The sequence below is a fragment of the Paenibacillus sp. sgz302190 genome, from assembly GCF_059820445.1.
This window is the reverse complement of the sequence record NZ_JBZYAO010000038.1, coordinates 22,885-38,138: the sequence shown is the minus strand read 5'-3', so window position 1 is coordinate 38,138 and position 15,254 is coordinate 22,885. Positions and strand designations below refer to the sequence as shown.

13 protein-coding genes and 1 riboswitch are annotated in these 15,254 nt (G+C 58.6%); of the genes, 7 read left to right on the top strand and 6 right to left on the bottom strand.

Annotation, left to right across the window (positions count from 1 at the left end; all coding sequences use genetic code 11):
- The first annotated feature begins 70 nt into the window (after positions 1-70).
- A complete protein-coding gene (locus tag AC6RNO_RS29525; RefSeq protein ID WP_497107674.1) occupies positions 71-670 on the top strand; it encodes an FMN-binding protein in 600 nt (199 codons plus the stop codon).
- A gap of 20 nt (positions 671-690) precedes the next feature.
- The gene (locus tag AC6RNO_RS29520) at positions 691-1,536 is read left to right on the top strand and encodes an RnfABCDGE type electron transport complex subunit D (protein WP_497107673.1); all 846 of its coding nucleotides are present in this window, start codon (positions 691-693) and stop codon (positions 1,534-1,536) included.
- A 28-nt stretch (positions 1,537-1,564) separates the two neighbouring features.
- Here AC6RNO_RS29520 and mdcH read toward each other — a convergent pair whose 3' ends face one another.
- Genes mdcH through mdcA form a run of 6 tightly spaced genes read right to left on the bottom strand, consistent with a single transcriptional unit; the run spans position 1,565 to position 7,709 of the window.
- Positions 1,565-2,488 (bottom strand): malonate decarboxylase subunit epsilon, encoded by a 924-nt coding sequence (gene mdcH, locus AC6RNO_RS29515; protein ID WP_497107672.1) that lies wholly within the window; start codon positions 2,486-2,488, stop codon positions 1,565-1,567.
- Entirely contained in the window at positions 2,485-3,132 is a 648-nt protein-coding gene (locus AC6RNO_RS29510) for a malonate decarboxylase holo-ACP synthase (RefSeq protein WP_497107671.1), read from the bottom strand. Before AC6RNO_RS29510 ends, mdcH begins: the two co-directional genes overlap by 4 nt.
- A complete protein-coding gene (locus tag AC6RNO_RS29505; RefSeq protein WP_497107670.1) occupies positions 3,123-4,832 on the bottom strand; it encodes a biotin-independent malonate decarboxylase subunit beta in 1,710 nt (569 codons plus the stop codon). The genes AC6RNO_RS29510 and AC6RNO_RS29505 overlap by 10 nt, the downstream gene beginning before the upstream one ends.
- A complete protein-coding gene (locus AC6RNO_RS29500) occupies positions 4,829-5,122 on the bottom strand; it encodes a malonate decarboxylase subunit delta (RefSeq protein ID WP_474681079.1) in 294 nt (97 codons plus the stop codon). The genes AC6RNO_RS29505 and AC6RNO_RS29500 overlap by 4 nt, the downstream gene beginning before the upstream one ends.
- A gap of 16 nt (positions 5,123-5,138) precedes the next feature.
- Positions 5,139-6,047, bottom strand: coding sequence for a triphosphoribosyl-dephospho-CoA synthase (locus tag AC6RNO_RS29495; protein WP_497107707.1), 909 nt, complete (start codon positions 6,045-6,047; stop codon positions 5,139-5,141).
- Positions 6,048-6,050: 3 nt separating this feature from the next.
- Entirely contained in the window at positions 6,051-7,709 is a 1,659-nt protein-coding gene (gene mdcA / locus AC6RNO_RS29490) for a malonate decarboxylase subunit alpha (RefSeq protein ID WP_497107669.1), read from the bottom strand.
- 162 nt (positions 7,710-7,871) lie between these two features.
- Here mdcA and AC6RNO_RS29485 point away from each other — a divergent pair, with 162 nt between their 5' ends.
- From AC6RNO_RS29485 to AC6RNO_RS29465, 5 genes are all read left to right on the top strand, one after another.
- Positions 7,872-8,786, top strand: coding sequence for a LysR substrate-binding domain-containing protein (locus AC6RNO_RS29485; RefSeq protein WP_497107668.1), 915 nt, complete (start codon positions 7,872-7,874; stop codon positions 8,784-8,786).
- Between the two features lie 50 nt (positions 8,787-8,836).
- Positions 8,837-8,916, top strand: a riboswitch (ZMP/ZTP riboswitch).
- A 50-nt stretch (positions 8,917-8,966) separates the two neighbouring features.
- Positions 8,967-9,554 (top strand): DJ-1/PfpI family protein, encoded by a 588-nt coding sequence (locus AC6RNO_RS29480; protein WP_497107667.1) that lies wholly within the window; start codon positions 8,967-8,969, stop codon positions 9,552-9,554.
- Between the two features lie 837 nt (positions 9,555-10,391).
- Positions 10,392-11,618, top strand: coding sequence for an MFS transporter (locus AC6RNO_RS29475; RefSeq protein ID WP_497107666.1), 1,227 nt, complete (start codon positions 10,392-10,394; stop codon positions 11,616-11,618).
- Between the two features lie 104 nt (positions 11,619-11,722).
- Positions 11,723-13,576, top strand: a complete 1,854-nt coding sequence (locus AC6RNO_RS29470) for a cache domain-containing sensor histidine kinase (RefSeq protein WP_474681073.1) — start codon at positions 11,723-11,725, stop codon at positions 13,574-13,576.
- Positions 13,573-15,117, top strand: coding sequence for a response regulator (locus tag AC6RNO_RS29465; protein WP_497107665.1), 1,545 nt, complete (start codon positions 13,573-13,575; stop codon positions 15,115-15,117). Before AC6RNO_RS29470 ends, AC6RNO_RS29465 begins: the two co-directional genes overlap by 4 nt.
- The last annotated feature ends 137 nt before the right edge of the window (positions 15,118-15,254 follow it).

Sequence of the window (15,254 nt, the reverse complement as noted above, 5' to 3'; positions counted from 1 at the left end):
TTTCACTTTGTTTTCACTTTCGTGCCGTAAAGTATGCGGTAGACAAGAAAGCAAAGGAAGTGTTGTTGATATGGCACGAATGGGAAAAAAACTGGTCGCTCTTTGTTCGACCGCAATCGGCATCGTCTACTCCGCCGGTTACATGATCAACCAGCCGCCGGCGCAAACGGTCCTGCCGTCAACGTCTGACTCTTACTCAGCATCTGCGTTTGCGCAGGGGCTGACCGCCGAAGAGACTCCAGGCTTAACGCCGGAGCCTTCCAAAACGATGCAGCCCTCTACCGTTCCGGCCTCGACTTCGACTGTGAGTTCGGTTCCGGCCCCGATTTCGACTCCAACCACAAAGCCGGTACCGAGAGCGTCCGCCGAACCGCCCAAACCGACAGCTCCGGCCAAAGCGGCATCCAAATATAAGGACGGAACTTATACCGGTTCGGGTACGAACCGTTTTGGCACAGTCGCGGTGAGCCTTTCGATTGTTAAAGGTAAAATCTCATCCGTCGTCATCACGGAATCCAAAACCCGTTATCCTCAGCGCTATATCGATTCGCTGCCAAGTCAAGTCGTTGAACTGCAAAGCGCCGCTGTCGATACGGTCAGCGGGGCCACCCGGAGTTCGGAAGATTTTATCGAAGCCGTACAAGTAGCGCTGAAGCAAGCGCAAGTATAGAGAGTGGAGGATGAACGGTTATGAGAAAGACCGAATCTGCCCGGGATACCGGCAAAAAAGCAATACGCATATGGAACACGCCCAAAGGATTTGTCATGCTCATGCTGTGCCTTCTGCTTGGCCTGGAGATTGCTTATACGCGAGAGTACCAAGGGCTGCTCCATGCAGGCGTCGCAATTTTTGCCGCCGCGCTTGTCGACGTGTGGGTCGGCTTGCTGCAAAAAAGGAAGCGCCTGTTTCCGGACGGAGCTATCGTTACTGGGTTGATCATAGCTCTCGTTCTGAGCGTAAAGGAGCCTTGGTATATCGCTTTGGCAACTTCGCTGTTCGCGATCGTATCCAAGCATATATTGCGGGTGAAGCGCAAGCCTGTTTTTAACCCGGCGGCATTCGGATTGCTGTTGTCCGTCTTCGTATTTTCAAGCGGCGAGGATTGGTGGGGAAGCTTGACGGATCTGCCCGTCTGGGCTGTGGGCATCATGCTTGTAATCGGATTTGCGGTTGCCGGGAAGGCGAACAAATTTCCGCAGGCGTTTTCTTTTTTAGGCGCGTACTTTACGATTTTGCTGGCGCTCGGCATATTTCATATCGGCGAAGTTGCGGAACTATACCAGCCTCCGTTCATTAACGCCGTTTTGTTTTTAAGCTTTTTGATGGTTACAGACCCGCCTACCTCTCCCGGCAAATATGCGGGACAAATCTGGTTCGGCGTGTTCGCGGCGATCGTCAGCATCGCATGGAATCTGACATACGGCGGCATTTCATTTCTCCTGGTCGGATTGATCGCCTCCAACTTGGTTCATGCCGCGACGCATGCGGTTAAAACGAAATCGTTGAATAAAGAGCCGATACGAAGTGTACAGTAAAAATTCTCCAATCGAAGCTCGCGGTTCCCTATAAAATCCTGCCGGCCAAAAGCTTGACCGTCTCATGCCCGGCTTCGCCCAAGGCGACGCTTCGCACTTCGGGGAAGGCCTGATTGGCAAGGTCGGAGAGCACATGGCCGGGAGGCATTTCCACAAACAGCCGGGCTCCCAGTTCGAACATCAGGGAGACGGTGTCATGCCAGCGCACCGGATGGGCGACGCCGAAAGCCAAATCGTCCCGGATTGCGGCGGCATCCGTCAATAACCGCGCGCGGCGGGCTCCGGCATACGGCACGCTAGGGCGGCGCAGGCTGATCCGGTCCAGCGCTTCGGCCAACCGGGCGGCGGTGGAGTCAAGCAGCCGGCAGTGCGAAGGGACGCTTACCGGCAGCATGACGCCTTTGCGCGCGCCGGCCGATCCGGCCGCTTGGAAAAGGGCTTGAATGCCTGCGAATTTGCCGGAGACGGCGATTTGGGAAGGGGCATTCAAATTCGCGATATGGACCGGCGCTTCGGGCGTAGAAACTTGCCCGATCAAAGCGAGCAGCCTGCGCTCCGTCAGGCCGGTAATAACGCCCATCCCGTAGCCCCCGGGATATGCGCTCTCCATGCATTCCCCCCGCAGTTTGACGAGAGTCAGCGCATCGTCAAAAGCCAGCGCTCCGGAGGCGACGGCGGCTGCGAAGGCCCCGACCGAATGCCCGGCGACCATGTCCGGCACGATGCCTTCCGCTTGCAGCGCGGCGGCGGCTCCGACCCCGGCCGCGAGCAAACAGATTTGCACCCAAACCGTGGAGCGAAGATGCCGGTCATCGTCCACGGACAGCACGTCCAGCCGCAGCACCTCGCTTGCTTCTTCCAATACAGCCTTGACAGCCGGATGATCCGGCAAACAATGCAGCATGTCCGCGTGCTGCGAGCCTTGTCCGGGAAACAAAAAAACGATGCTCATCGTATCCTCCTATCCGCTTGCGGCGACCAGGGATCGGCCGTTAACCACGGCCCTTCGAAAGTCCGCAGCAGCACCTGGCGCTCTCCGCGGGCGTACTCGATCAGCGACACAGCGCCATAAGGGGTTTCGATCTGCATGTCGAGGCGAACCGGCAGCACATCCTGCAGCCGGAGCAAGCCGCATGCTTCCTTAACCGACAACGGGGCATCCGCCCGAATCGTCACATCCAGGTCGCTTCCTGGTCCGGCGGTTTCCGCGCCGCTCGCCAGCTCGAAGCCGACGCTGCCCGCCGGTCCCCATGCGGCGCCCAGCCCTGTGAAAAAAACGTCCGCCTCCTCCAGCGCGGCGATGGCCGGCACGAGCCCGGAGCGGGGAGCGCTCCGCCATGCTTTGCTTGCCGCAAGCTGCTGCGGCGTTATCCTTTCGATGGCGTCGCCAAGGGGCAAAAAGGCGGCATAACGCTCGTTCCGCCTGCGCCCCCGCACGCCGACCGGAGCCGCCCCCTGCAGCCAGGCGGCCCGGCGGACGACGACAAAGGGTGCTCTTGCCAGCGATGCTTCGACCCAGGCAAGCTCCGGTACCGCTGCGCCGCGGGCGAGTGCGCCGGGACGGATGCGCACAATGTCATGCGGCGTCAGTTCCACAGCGCAGCCATGCGTTCACGTACGCGGATCGAAGCGGCCCGGCCGGTGCGGGCTGCGTCGGAAGCAAGGCGGCCGCCCAGACCGCCGTCCCCGGTGCGGACGATCGCGATAGCGTCCGCCAGCAGGCCGCGGACGCGCTCCACATCGTCCGCTTCCGGAGCGTCCGCGCGAATGCCGCCGATCAGTTCGTCCACGGCGCCGAGCGAAGCGAACGACTTGATGTCGTAGGCGGTCGCCGGCACTTTTCGGGCGGCTTCCTCCAACTCCGCGACCGTTCTGCGGGTGACGCGCGCCGCCGATGTTTTGGACATGACCTGCACGACGACGCCCGGGTCGTCCAGAGCGAGAATCCGGCTAGCCTGCAGGCCATGCGCCAGAAAAGCGCCGGAAATGGCATTGCCGACGAGCAGCGCAATCACCGGATGTCCGGCGAGCCGCGCCGATGCATAGGCGTCGACGGCCGCCGCGCAGGCCAGATGGATGCCGAGCAGCTCCTCCATGTAGCCGTAGGCTTGGCTCGGCACATCGACGATGGCGACGATGGCGCGCTTATGCCCGCCGGCGTCCTGCTCGATGGCGTCGCGAATATGCCGCGCTAGCGTCCAGCCTTCGTCGATGCCGACTTCGCCTTTGCGGGCCCGCGGAAACCGGCTGTTCGGATTCGGCGCGACCGCTATGTAGCGGACGCGTTCCTTGCCGAGCGCCGCATCCGCGCAAAGCACCGCCGGAGCGCCGGGGAGCGGGCTTCGCGAAGCGCCGGACAACCGCTCGAACCACGTTCGTCCGCGGCTGTCCGAACTGCCCGCGGTTTCGCTCCATCTTTGCTCCAACCACGCGACGGAGCCGCCGGAAGCTGCCGTACTTTCCGTTCCCCACAGCGTGCGCAGCGTTTCTCCGCCGATTTTTACGGCGGGATCGATTGCGGCAAGCTTGCCCAGAAAGCGCTCCACATCCGCGCTTCGGTGTACGGGCGGAATGCCGCGGCCGAACGATTCCCCGACGGCCCTGCGGACCGCTTCCGCCGTATCGTCGGCGAGCATATCGGCAAGCGCCGTCCCTTGCCGCTGCTCGCCGCCCGTCGTTCGCCAGATCAGGCGGCGGTCGCTTGCATCCAGCTCGGCGATCCCCGCTTCCTGCTCGATCACTTCAGGCCCGTTCAGCCCGAGCCGGCCCTGCTTCGTCATCACGAGCCGGCTGCACAGCGCAGCGCAGATCGACATCCCGCCGAAGCAGCCGATCAAACCGGGAATGACGCCGACGACCGGCACGAACCCGCGCAGCGCGACAATGGCGGCACCGATCTCGGCGATCGCCAGCAGCCCGTAGTTGCCTTCCTGCAGGCGCACGCCCCCGGTATTCAGCAGCAGCACGGGCAGCACAGGCTTGCCGTCCCGGCAATCCCGCAGCGCGAGCTCCAGCGCTCCGGCCATTTTGGCTCCGGCCACTTCACCAACGCCGCCGCCCTGAAACGCGCCGTCCATGGAAATGACGACGGCAGGCTTGCCGCCAAAACTTCCGCGGGCGACGACAACCCCGTCATCGCTTTGCGGAACGATGCCCTGCGCTGCGAGATGGGGCGATTCGAAACGTTCGAACGGGTCGAGCAGTTCCCTGAACGTTCCATCGTCAAGCAGCGCTTGAGCGCGTTCGCGGGCATTCAGCTCGATAAAGCTTGTCTCTTTTTGCGTGCGCACATTCATCGTTCCAACACCTCGATTGCTTGGGCCAGCCGCAGCGAGACCACGCCGGGCGTTGCGCCGTAATCGTTAATCTGTATGGACGCCGCAATCGGATGCATATAAAAAAATTTATCGAGCACGGCTCTCCACGTTTCTTCAAACCCTTGCACCGACGTACGGATCCGTACGTGCGCATGCAAGCCGGCGGAAGGCTCTACCAATATTTCCAAATCTCCCGATCCGACGGCTCCCACGTGGGCCCGCGCGGCAAGCTTCCGCGCAGCATCATATTGAAAGTTCAGCGTCTCCAAGTTTCGTACACCTCCGTTAGTGATTGAGCGGCACAGCCGTGGGCCGCAGTCCGTCGGCCGGAGCGGAAGCCATCCGCTCCAGACTGTCCAAAAACAAAGCGGCGGCAAGCAGATCCGCGCTGCCTCCGGGGGATATGCGCAGCCGGACACACGTTTCGGCCAGCCTCTGCAAGAGAAACCACCCTTCGGGAGCGGACGTTCCGCCCGCAGCGAGGATGTTTTGCGCGCCCTGCTGCGCCTCCCGGAGCGCTTCCATGCCGCCCCGGTGCAGCAGGCACGTATCGTCGAGCCGGCTCATGACGGCCAGCAGCGCGTCCAGGCGGGCCAAAGATTCCGGCACGCCCCGTCTGCGGGCTTCCCGCAGCGCCGGCAAGGCGGCCTCGATAACATGCGGAAAAGCCTGCTCGGCTTCTCCGCGGGCCCCCGCCGCCCCGAACCGCTGCCGGACTCTGCTTCCGTTCGATTCGCGCGGGGGATGGAAGCGGTCCGGGTATTTGGCGATTTCGCCGGCGATGGCGGCGATTCGCTCCGGCGCGGCGCGCCGCCCGGCGATGGCCGCTCCCGCCGTCAGCAGGCCGAGCGCCCAGATCGCGCCGCGGTGGGTGTTGATGCCGCCGGTGGCGGCCATCATCCGCGCTTCCGCGTCGCGCCCGAGCTGCGCCAGCCGTTCGCGAAGCGGCTGGCCGGGAGCTTGCCCGCAAGCGGCGCGGGCCATCAGCGCGAAGCCTTCGCGGAGCGAATGCGCGGAGCGGATCATCAAGCCGATGTGCAGATCGGCGTGGGCGCCCGGGCCGCTGCGGTCGACGAGGCCCGGCTTCGGCGTCAGCTCCGCTTCCTCGATGAGCGCGGCGACGGCCAGCCCGGCAAGCTCATCGGCTTCCGCCGGCGCCGGCTGCGGTAAATGACAGGTGCAGGTGAGCTTCATCATTTACCAGCTCCTGAATTTGGCCGGCGGCTCATACAAGCCTCCGGACCAGCCGACCAGTTCCTCGACGCTTCGCGCGGCGAGCAGCGACCGTTTGGCATCGGTGCGGCGGACGCCCAGATCTTCCGGGAACGCGACAAGCCCGTCCGCACGCAGCTGATCGTTAAGCGCGTAATCGTGGATTCTCCCGAGCGGAGTAACGCCGGCGACGGCGGCGATGGCAAGCTTGCGTTCCTCCAGGTTCCGTGCTTTGTACACATAAGCGACGCCTTCTTCGGTGACGACATGCGTCACGTCGTCGCCGTAGATCATGACCGGCGCAAGCGGCAAGCCGGCGCTCCGGCCGACTTCGATCGCGTCGAGCGATTCGACGAAAGTGGGGATGCCCCCGCGCTGGAACGTTTCGACCATCTGGACGACAAGCTTGCGGCCGCGCACGAGCGGATGGTCCGCCGTTTTCATGTCGAGCCAGGCGGGCGTCGGGTGCCTCCGCCCCCGCGGGTCGTGCCCCATGTTAGGGGCGCCCCCGAAACCGGACAGCCGGCCCGACGTCACGGTGGAAGAATGGCCTTCCGCATCCATTTGCAGCGTGGAGCCGATGAACAGATCGACGGCATATTGTCCGGCCATCTGGCAGTAGGCGCGGTTGGAGCGGAGACTGCCGTCGGGGCCGGTGAAGAACACGTCCGGCCGCGCCGCGACGTACGCCTCCATGCCGACCTCGCCGCCGAAGCAGTGCACGCTCTCGACCCAGCCACTTTCGATCGCCGGAATGAGCGTCGGATGCGGGTTGAGCGCCCAATGCCGGCATATCCGGCCGCGCAGTCCGAGCGATTCGCCGTAGGTGGGGAGCAGCAGTTCGATAGCCGCCGTGTTGAAGCCGATGCCGTGATTCAGGGATTGCACCTGATGGCGTTCGTAGACGCCGCGAATGGCCAGCATGCCCATCAAAATTTGAATGTCCGTAATTTGCCGAGGATCGCGCGTAAACAACGCCTCCAGCGGATAAGGCTTGTCGGCGGGGACGACGACGTCGACCCAGGAAGCCGGAATATCGACGCGCGGCAGCTCATCGACGATCTCGTTGACCTGCACGATCACGATCCCGTTACGGAAGGCCGCCGCTTCGACTATCGCCGGCGTCTCTTCCGTATTCGGCCCCGTGTACAGGTTTCCGTGCCGGTCCGCCTTGTCCGCAGCGACGAGCGCAACGTCGGGAATGAGGTCGACGAACATGCGGGCGTACAGCTCCAAATAAGTATGGATCGCGCCGATTTCCAACTTGCCGTCCTCGACCATTTGGGACATGCGCAGGCTCTGCGGCCCCGAAAAGGAAAAATCGACTTTCCGGGCAATGCCATATTCGAAAATATCGAGGTGCTCGCGCCGCGAGATGCTGGATATGAGCATGTGCAGGCCGTGGATTTTGCCGGGATCGACTTTGGCAAGCGCTTCGGACAAAAACGCGGCTTGCTTCTGATTGTTTCCTTCCAGCACGACCCTGTCGCCAGGCAAAATCAGCGCTTCGAGCGCTTCCACGATGCTGCCTGTCGGCAGCAGTCGCCCTTCCATCAGCCGGCTTGCCTGCCGCAGCCTCCGCGCTTTTTCGTCGCGCCGCGTCGTCCAGGAGCGCGCCGCTTGCGCATGTATCGTTTGATTCATACCGCATCCTCCTCGTTCGGGGTACTAGGAGTCTGACCGACATCGGACAGACTCCTGTATGTGTATCCTTTTGAAAATAGTATACAGGTAGTCTATACATATCGGATAATATATAATTATGTATAAGAATTATATTCAATATCGAATAGATGAGGGGTTGCCATGGAGCTGCTTCAGCTAAAATATTTTCAAACCGTCGCCAGGCTGGAGCATATGACGAAGGCGGCGGCGGAGCTTCGCATTCCGCAGCCTGCGCTGAGCAAAATGATTTCCGCGCTGGAGAAAGATTTGGATGTCAAACTGTTCGACCGCACCGGAAAATATATTCGTTTGAACGCATATGGCAAAGCGTTCCTCCGAAAAGTGGACACCGCCATCGCGGCTTTGGAGGACGGGAAGAGGGAGATTCGGGATATGTCGGGGGAGACCGGCGGCAGCATCGAGCTTGCCGTTCTGGTCGGCTCGCACCTGCTGCCGGATTTGCTCGCTTCCTTCCGGCTAAAGCATCCGCAAATCGGCTTTCACTTGCTGCAGCATGCTTCCCTCGCGGCGATGCGCTCCGATTTCGATCTGTGCCTGTCCTCTTCGCCCGTGCCCATTCAAGGCGTGGAGAGCAGAGCGCTGCTTACGGAGGAAATTTTTCTTGCGGTGCCCTGCGGCCACCGGCTGGAAAGCCGCGGAAAAATCCGGCTGAGCGAAGCGGCGGACGAGGGGTTCGTCAGCCTGCGGCCGGGCAAAAACTTGCGGGAAACGGCGGACGCGCTGTGCCGGCAGGCGGGATTTGCCCCCCGCATCATTTTCGAAAGCGACGACCCTGCGACGGTCCGCGGATTGATTCGGGCCGGACAAGGCGTCGGCTTCATCCCTTCCGTGACCTGGGGAGGAGCGACCGGCTCGGCCGTCGAGCTGCTTCGGATCGAAGAGCCGAGATGCGAACGCACGATTTGGCTGTCGTGGTCCAAAGACAAGTATCTCACCGAAGCTGCGGCAAGATTCCGCGAATTTACAGCGGACTATTTCAGACAGATGGCGCAGAGAGAACCGGCTGGCCGGCAGGGGACGAGAGCGGATTTTTGAAAATAGGTTGTAATTATCTGAAATTTCTGATATGAATAGTTCATCGAAATTTTTGGGCGTGTTACTGGCGTAAACGTGGAGTACCACGAGGGAGCACAGCCTTTATAAGCCGTACGCCTGGGCAAAGTATTCGGTCATTGACCGGATGCTTTTTTTATTATTTTCAGGGGAGATGAGCCTATGGAGCAGGTACGGCAGGCAAGAAACGTAGCGATATTGATTTTTGAGGGGGTTGAAGTGCTGGATTTTGCGGGCCCGTTCGAAGTGTTTACAACAGGAAGCGGCAGAGGGAAAGACTTCCGGGTCTATACGGTGGCCGAACAGGAGGGACCCGTTGCCGCATCGGGCGGCTTGAGCGTTACCCCGGGGTATACGATCCGCAATTGTCCGCCTCCTGATATTTTGCTCGTACCCGGCGGCCGGGGGGCGCGAAAAGAAATGCATAACGAGACGCTTACCGATTGGATTCGCGAGGCGTCGCGTCAAGCGGAGCTTGTTTTGTCGGTGTGCACCGGGGCTTTAATTTTAGCCAAAGCGAACCTATTGGAAGGATTGAAGCTTACGACGCACCGTCTGGCAATGGACGAATTGCGGGAAGCGGCCCCGAAATCGTCGCAAATATTGGAAGATGTCCGGTATGTGGATAACGGAAAAATAATTTTGTCCGCCGGTGTATCTGCGGGGATCGATATGTCTTTGTACGTTGTAAGCAAGCTGCTTGGAGAAGAAAGACGCCGGGAAACGGCAAACATCATGGAGTGGCAGTAAACCCCCGAAAATCAGCTTGTGGATAAAGTGGCAGGTTAGAGGAACCGGAGGTGGTACAGCCGATCTTCCACAATCCGCGCCTCCCCTGCACGGGTTGTGGCGCTGAAGTGGACACGCCTCTTCTGTTCTGGCTGAGGATCTGGAGCGGGTGGCATGGCGACTCCGCAAGTAGAAAGCCTGCAAAAGTGCAGGCTTTTTCTGCAAAAGTGGTACATTTTGGAGAAAAGCCTGCGATTGTGCAGGAATTTTCGATTGAAACGGGCCTGGGCTCATGTTCGCGGCGAAAAGCCTGCACAATTGCAGGAATTTTTCGTGGACGGCGCATTCGTTGAGCAAAAACTGCACTTTTGCAGGTTTTCTTCGGGCAACGAGGCAGATTGTGCGGTCGGCGCTGACGTGTGGGTTTCTGGACAGCCTGGATAGTGCGGCAATTTCAGTAAAACCGAGTCAGAGCCCCTGTATCCGATGAAAAGCCTGACATTTGCAGAAATGTTCCTTTACCGGCACAGCACTTTCACTAATTTCCCCCTACGCTGCCAGACAAGATGACTGCCGGCTCCGGCCGTGTGCGTTTATGCCTTTTATCATCATGGGTGCCGCCCAGCAGCACGGAGGCTCTTACAGGCATATCCTGCGCAACCAGGCAGGATATGCCGCCGGCTCCGGCCTTGCGCTTTTGCGCCGCCCAGCGGCACGGAGGCTTCCCTCACCACCCGCGGGGTGGTTTTTTTATTTTGAAAACGCTAAACAAATTTTCCGCTTTATAGGCTATAATAGATGGCATGGCAACAACATATCGAAATATTCGCTCTCAAGCGGAGGAGAGACTGGCTAACGATGGCTAACAGCGTGCTTCAAAAATTAGGCTTGCACATGACCCCGGAGACGAAATACAACTTTTACTGCGATTTCGGCGCCGGCACTTTATTCAGTCTCTTTAATGTCGTTTTCAATCAGTTTTATATTCCGATTGCGATCCGGCAAGGGGCGACCAACCTGGAGGTCGGCATTTTGGCTGCCGCTCCGGCGATCGGCCTGCTGTTTTCGCCGATTTGGGCGTCGCGGATCGAGCAGTCGAGCCCCAAGCCGTTTGTCATCCTTCCGAGTTTGATCGGGAGGCTGCTTCTGTTGTTTCCGGCTTTTTTCGGGCATCCGACAGTGTATGTGGTGACCGCCATCGTCTTTCAGCTTTTAATGGGCATACAGGCGCCGGCTTACGCTGCGCTGGTGACGCGCATGTACCAGCCGGATTTGCGGGGCAGGCTGATGGGCTACGTTCGCGTCGCGATGGGGGCGCTGATGATTCCGCTCGCTTATTTTATCGGCTTCTGGACGGACAAGTCGGGGCCGAGCGGGCCGCTGATCGTTTCCGCCGTAACCGGGGTGCTGTCCATTCTTTCCCTGGCCCGGGTCAAGGAAATAGGCCCGGTCAAAAAGCGCCCTCCGCGCAGCTCGTCCATCCGGGAGCAGTTCAAGCTGGTGAAGGAACACCGGGAGCTGCTTTATTTTTTCGGGGCGACGATGCTTGCCGGTTTCGGCAATATTTTGGCCAGCCCGCTGTACCAGATCATCCAGGTCAAGACGCTGCATTTGAACAATACGGAGATCGGCATTGCGCGGATTTCGTACTATACATGCCTGCTGCTGGCTTATTTTATCGTCGGGTGGGCGATCGACCGGTTCAGCCCCAAGCAGACGCTCGTTTACGGGCTCGGAGCTTACACGGTCGTGCCGCTGCTGTACGGGATTTTCGGCAACTATCCTGCGGTCATTATCGGCAGCGGCATCCAGGGGATCGGCGACGCGATCTGGGATATCGGCATTCTCGCTTACGTATTTCGGGTCACGCCGGGGCGGGAGGCGGTCGTGTTCGGCATGCATTTGATGCTTTTCGGCATTCGCGGGACGATCGCTCCGTTACTCAGCACGGGGCTGTCGAGCCAGGTGCCCGTCGCCGGGCTGTTGATAGCGTCATCGGTTTGCGGATGTATCGGCACCATCATTTTTTTGCTGCAAAAAGGGGACAAGGCGTCCGTCGAATCCGGAATCGCCAAAAATATGTAACACAGCAGCGGAGATCCGGCAGTCATGCCCGGGTCTCTTTTTTATTTGTATTTACATAATCTATACAATGCATATTCGCCGAATCGCGACGGGAATCCATTATAATGTTCATAAAAAGCCTGATTGCTCAAGGGGTATGGAACATGCGGCGGAAGCATCGATTCAAAAGTCTTTTCAGCGGATGGAAAATGCTCGTCTTCGTTACGGTCTCCTACACGGTTCTGTTTCTGATTGCCTCGCAGGGCTACATTATTGGCAAACAATCGACAACGACAATCGAAAAACAATACAACCAAATTATTTTCGACAAAATGGACGGGCTATCCGTAAATATTATTAATTACTTGAACTATATCGACGATTTTGCCCGCACCTTGTCGCTCAAACCGGACCTGATCGGCAAAATCCGGCAGGACCAGGATGTGCCCAAAGAAGAAATCGAGGGATATTTGAATTTTTTTCGCCTGCGCCTTCCTTTGTATATTCAAATTTTGACCGACCGGAATCGCGTGTTCGCGTATCCGCCTATCGATCCGGAAGAAGAGGAGAAATTCAGGCAAACGCTCGCTTCGTTTCCGTGGTATGGGTCGCGCGCTTATTTGAACAACAGCTTTATCAATGCCGACGTAACCGCCGATTTTCATTACAGCGCCTTTCCGCATGCTCTGTACATCAGCAAAAATTTGCTCCAGGACGACCGTTCGCTCGGAACTTTAACCGTCAAGCTGAACGGCTCGGCCATCGAAACGCTGCTCGATACCGTGCGCATCAACCCGCTCAACGCGGTGCTGATTATTTCGTCGGACGGCAAGGTGCTGTTTGAAAATAACCGGTCGGCGGCGGAAATTTCCGGCTATCTGAAATCGCTCGACAGGAAAAGCATCGACGAATTGATCCGCAAAAACGGCGAGGAATCGGGCTCCGGCACAATCCGCATAGAGGGTCAGGACTACTACTATATTTACAAGCAAATTCCTTCGACGGCATGGCAGACGCTCTCGATCATACCCCTAGGTTCCCTGCAGGCCGAAAGCAGCAGCGTATGGCAGACGACCGTCATTACGACGGCTTTTTCCGTGCTGCTGCTGGCAACGTTCGGTTATTTTTTGTACGCGAAGCTCTTGCTCCCTGTCAAACGGATGTCCGGCATCATACGCATTGCGGGAAAAGGCGATACTCCGGCGCGCTACGAATACGAAGGATTCAAGGAGCTTGAGACGCTGAATCAGGGGATTTACCAATTTTTCAACCAGATTCAGACGCAAATTCAAATGATCAAGACGGGCGAAAGCGAGAAAAGAAGGCTGGAGGTGCATGTGCTTCAGGAGCAAATGCGGCCGCATTTTTGGCACAATTCGTTAAATTCCTTGCGCTTTATGGCTGTGCTGCACGGCAATGCCAAGATGGCCGATGCGATCATGGCGCTGACGCGAATGGTCGATTACACGTTGAAAAGGTCGCACGATCTGTTCAGCAAAGTAGAGGAAGAGACGGACTATGCGCTGCAATACGTCAAATTTCAAGAAATGCGCTCGATGCAGCGGATTGAAGTTCGGCTGGATATGGATGAGCGGGCCGCTGCTGCGCAAATCCCCAAATTTACGCTTCAGCCCTTGCTGGAAAATGCGATTATTCACGGCTTTTCCGCGCCGTTTAAAGGGCAGCCGTGCCTTGGCATCGCGGTGCATGCGTCTGACGGCACGCTGACGATCCGGATCGAGGATAACGGCAACGGCATCGGCGGGGAGACACTTCCGTCTTTGTTGCTTCCGGCGAGCGGCGAGGAGCGCAGGACAAGGACCAAGGGGATCACCCTGCTGAACTTGCAGGAACGGATTCGCCTGGAATACGGGAATGGTTACGGCATTCAAGTGTACAGCCGGCCGGGCGAAGGTACCCGGGTCGAGATACGGCTGCCCTTAATCATTAGCGAAGAGAAAGAAGGCGGACGGCTATGAAGGTCATGATTGTCGAGGATGAAGTGCTGGTGAGGCTCGGTTTGAAAAAGTCCATCCCCTGGGTCACGCTCGGCATGGAGCTGGTCTGCGAAGCCGCCGACGGGGCCGAAGCGTACGAAATGTTCGTCAGGCACATGCCGGATATTGTGCTGGTCGATATCGAACTGCCGAAAATGGACGGCTTGCGGTTTATTCAATTTGCCAAAAAGCACCGCGAAGATGCGAAGTTCATTATTTTGACCTGCCAGCAGGATTTCAAATACGCCCGCAATGCGATTCAGCTGCAAGTGTCGGATTTTTTGCTGAAATCGACGCTGGATATGAATGAGCTGTGCCAAATTTTACAAAATATGGCTTTGGAGCTGCGCCTCAAGCGGGCTGGAAGCGGCGAGCCGGACATAGCCGGCGAAGACCCGTCGCTGCGCAGACAACGGTTCGCCCAAAGCTGGCTGAACGGCACGCTGCCGAAGCCGGAAGCGGCCAGCTCGGACGCGCAGCTGCGGGAGTTCGCTTCGGCGCTGCAGGCCGTCAGCTTCCAGGCATGGGCTGTCCAGCTGGGCGCGGATGCAGCGGAGGAGGAGCGGCTCCATCATGAGGAGGCGCTCGAACGGCATGCGGCCGGCCATTTTGCGGGCCGCTGTCTGGGCGCTGTCGCAGACCGGGACAAGCGTCGGCTGCATCTTATTTTCGCGGGTTCTGTGGCCGCCGGTGAAATCAGGCGATGGAAAGAAGACGCGGAGCGCAGGCTGGGAGCGGCGGTAACGGTCGCCGTTAGCGACGCTTTTACGGACCCTTACGACTGGCGGCTGTACGATCTCCAGGCTTGCGGGCTGCTCCAGCTCGAATTTTACGACCGGCTTGGTGATGTGCTGACCGGCAGCGATTTGATCGGCGAAGCGATCGCAGAGCCTGTGCTGGCCGTTCAAACGGAGCTGTACTCGAGCCTGACCGCTCTGCAATTCGCCGACATCCGCCGGCTTGCCCGCAAACTGTGCGAAGCGTTGACGCATCCCCCGTATCTATTCCCCCATACGGTGAAAAACATGTTCACCGAAATGCTGTTCCGCATTTGGACCGCCTGCGAGACGATTGCCGAAGCTTCGCGGATTGCCAACTATCAGCTGGTCGACCGGCTGAATGCCGCAGTCCGTCTGGAGGACTTGCTGCATCTGTCCCTGGAAGAAATCGACCGGATCGAGCAAGCTTTGGCCGACAGCTATGCTCAGGACGATAAAGCCGGAATGGTGCTGCAAATCAAGCAGTATATCAAGTCGAATCTGCACAGGGAATTTTCGCTGCAGGACGTCGCCGACACGTTTCATATGAACCATTCCTATTTGAGCCGCATGTTCAGGGAAGTAACGAATTCCAGCTTCACCGAATATGTGCTGCACGAAAAGACGGAGCTGGCCATGATGATGATGAGAAACGGGCTGCCGCTGACCGAAATTTCCGAGAGGCTGGGCTATCAAAATTTGAGCTCGTTTACCCGGATGTTTAAAAAAGTGCGCGGCGTTTCGCCGTCCCGCTACGAGCATTAACTTGATAAGCCTTTCGTCCGAAGATGATAAATCGGCGCGTTTGCCGAACCCTATTTTACGCCCCCTCTACAAATTCGCAACAAACTGCCCCCGGCGTGCCGACTCCTTTGAAATAGATAAACAAACGGTCAAGCTCT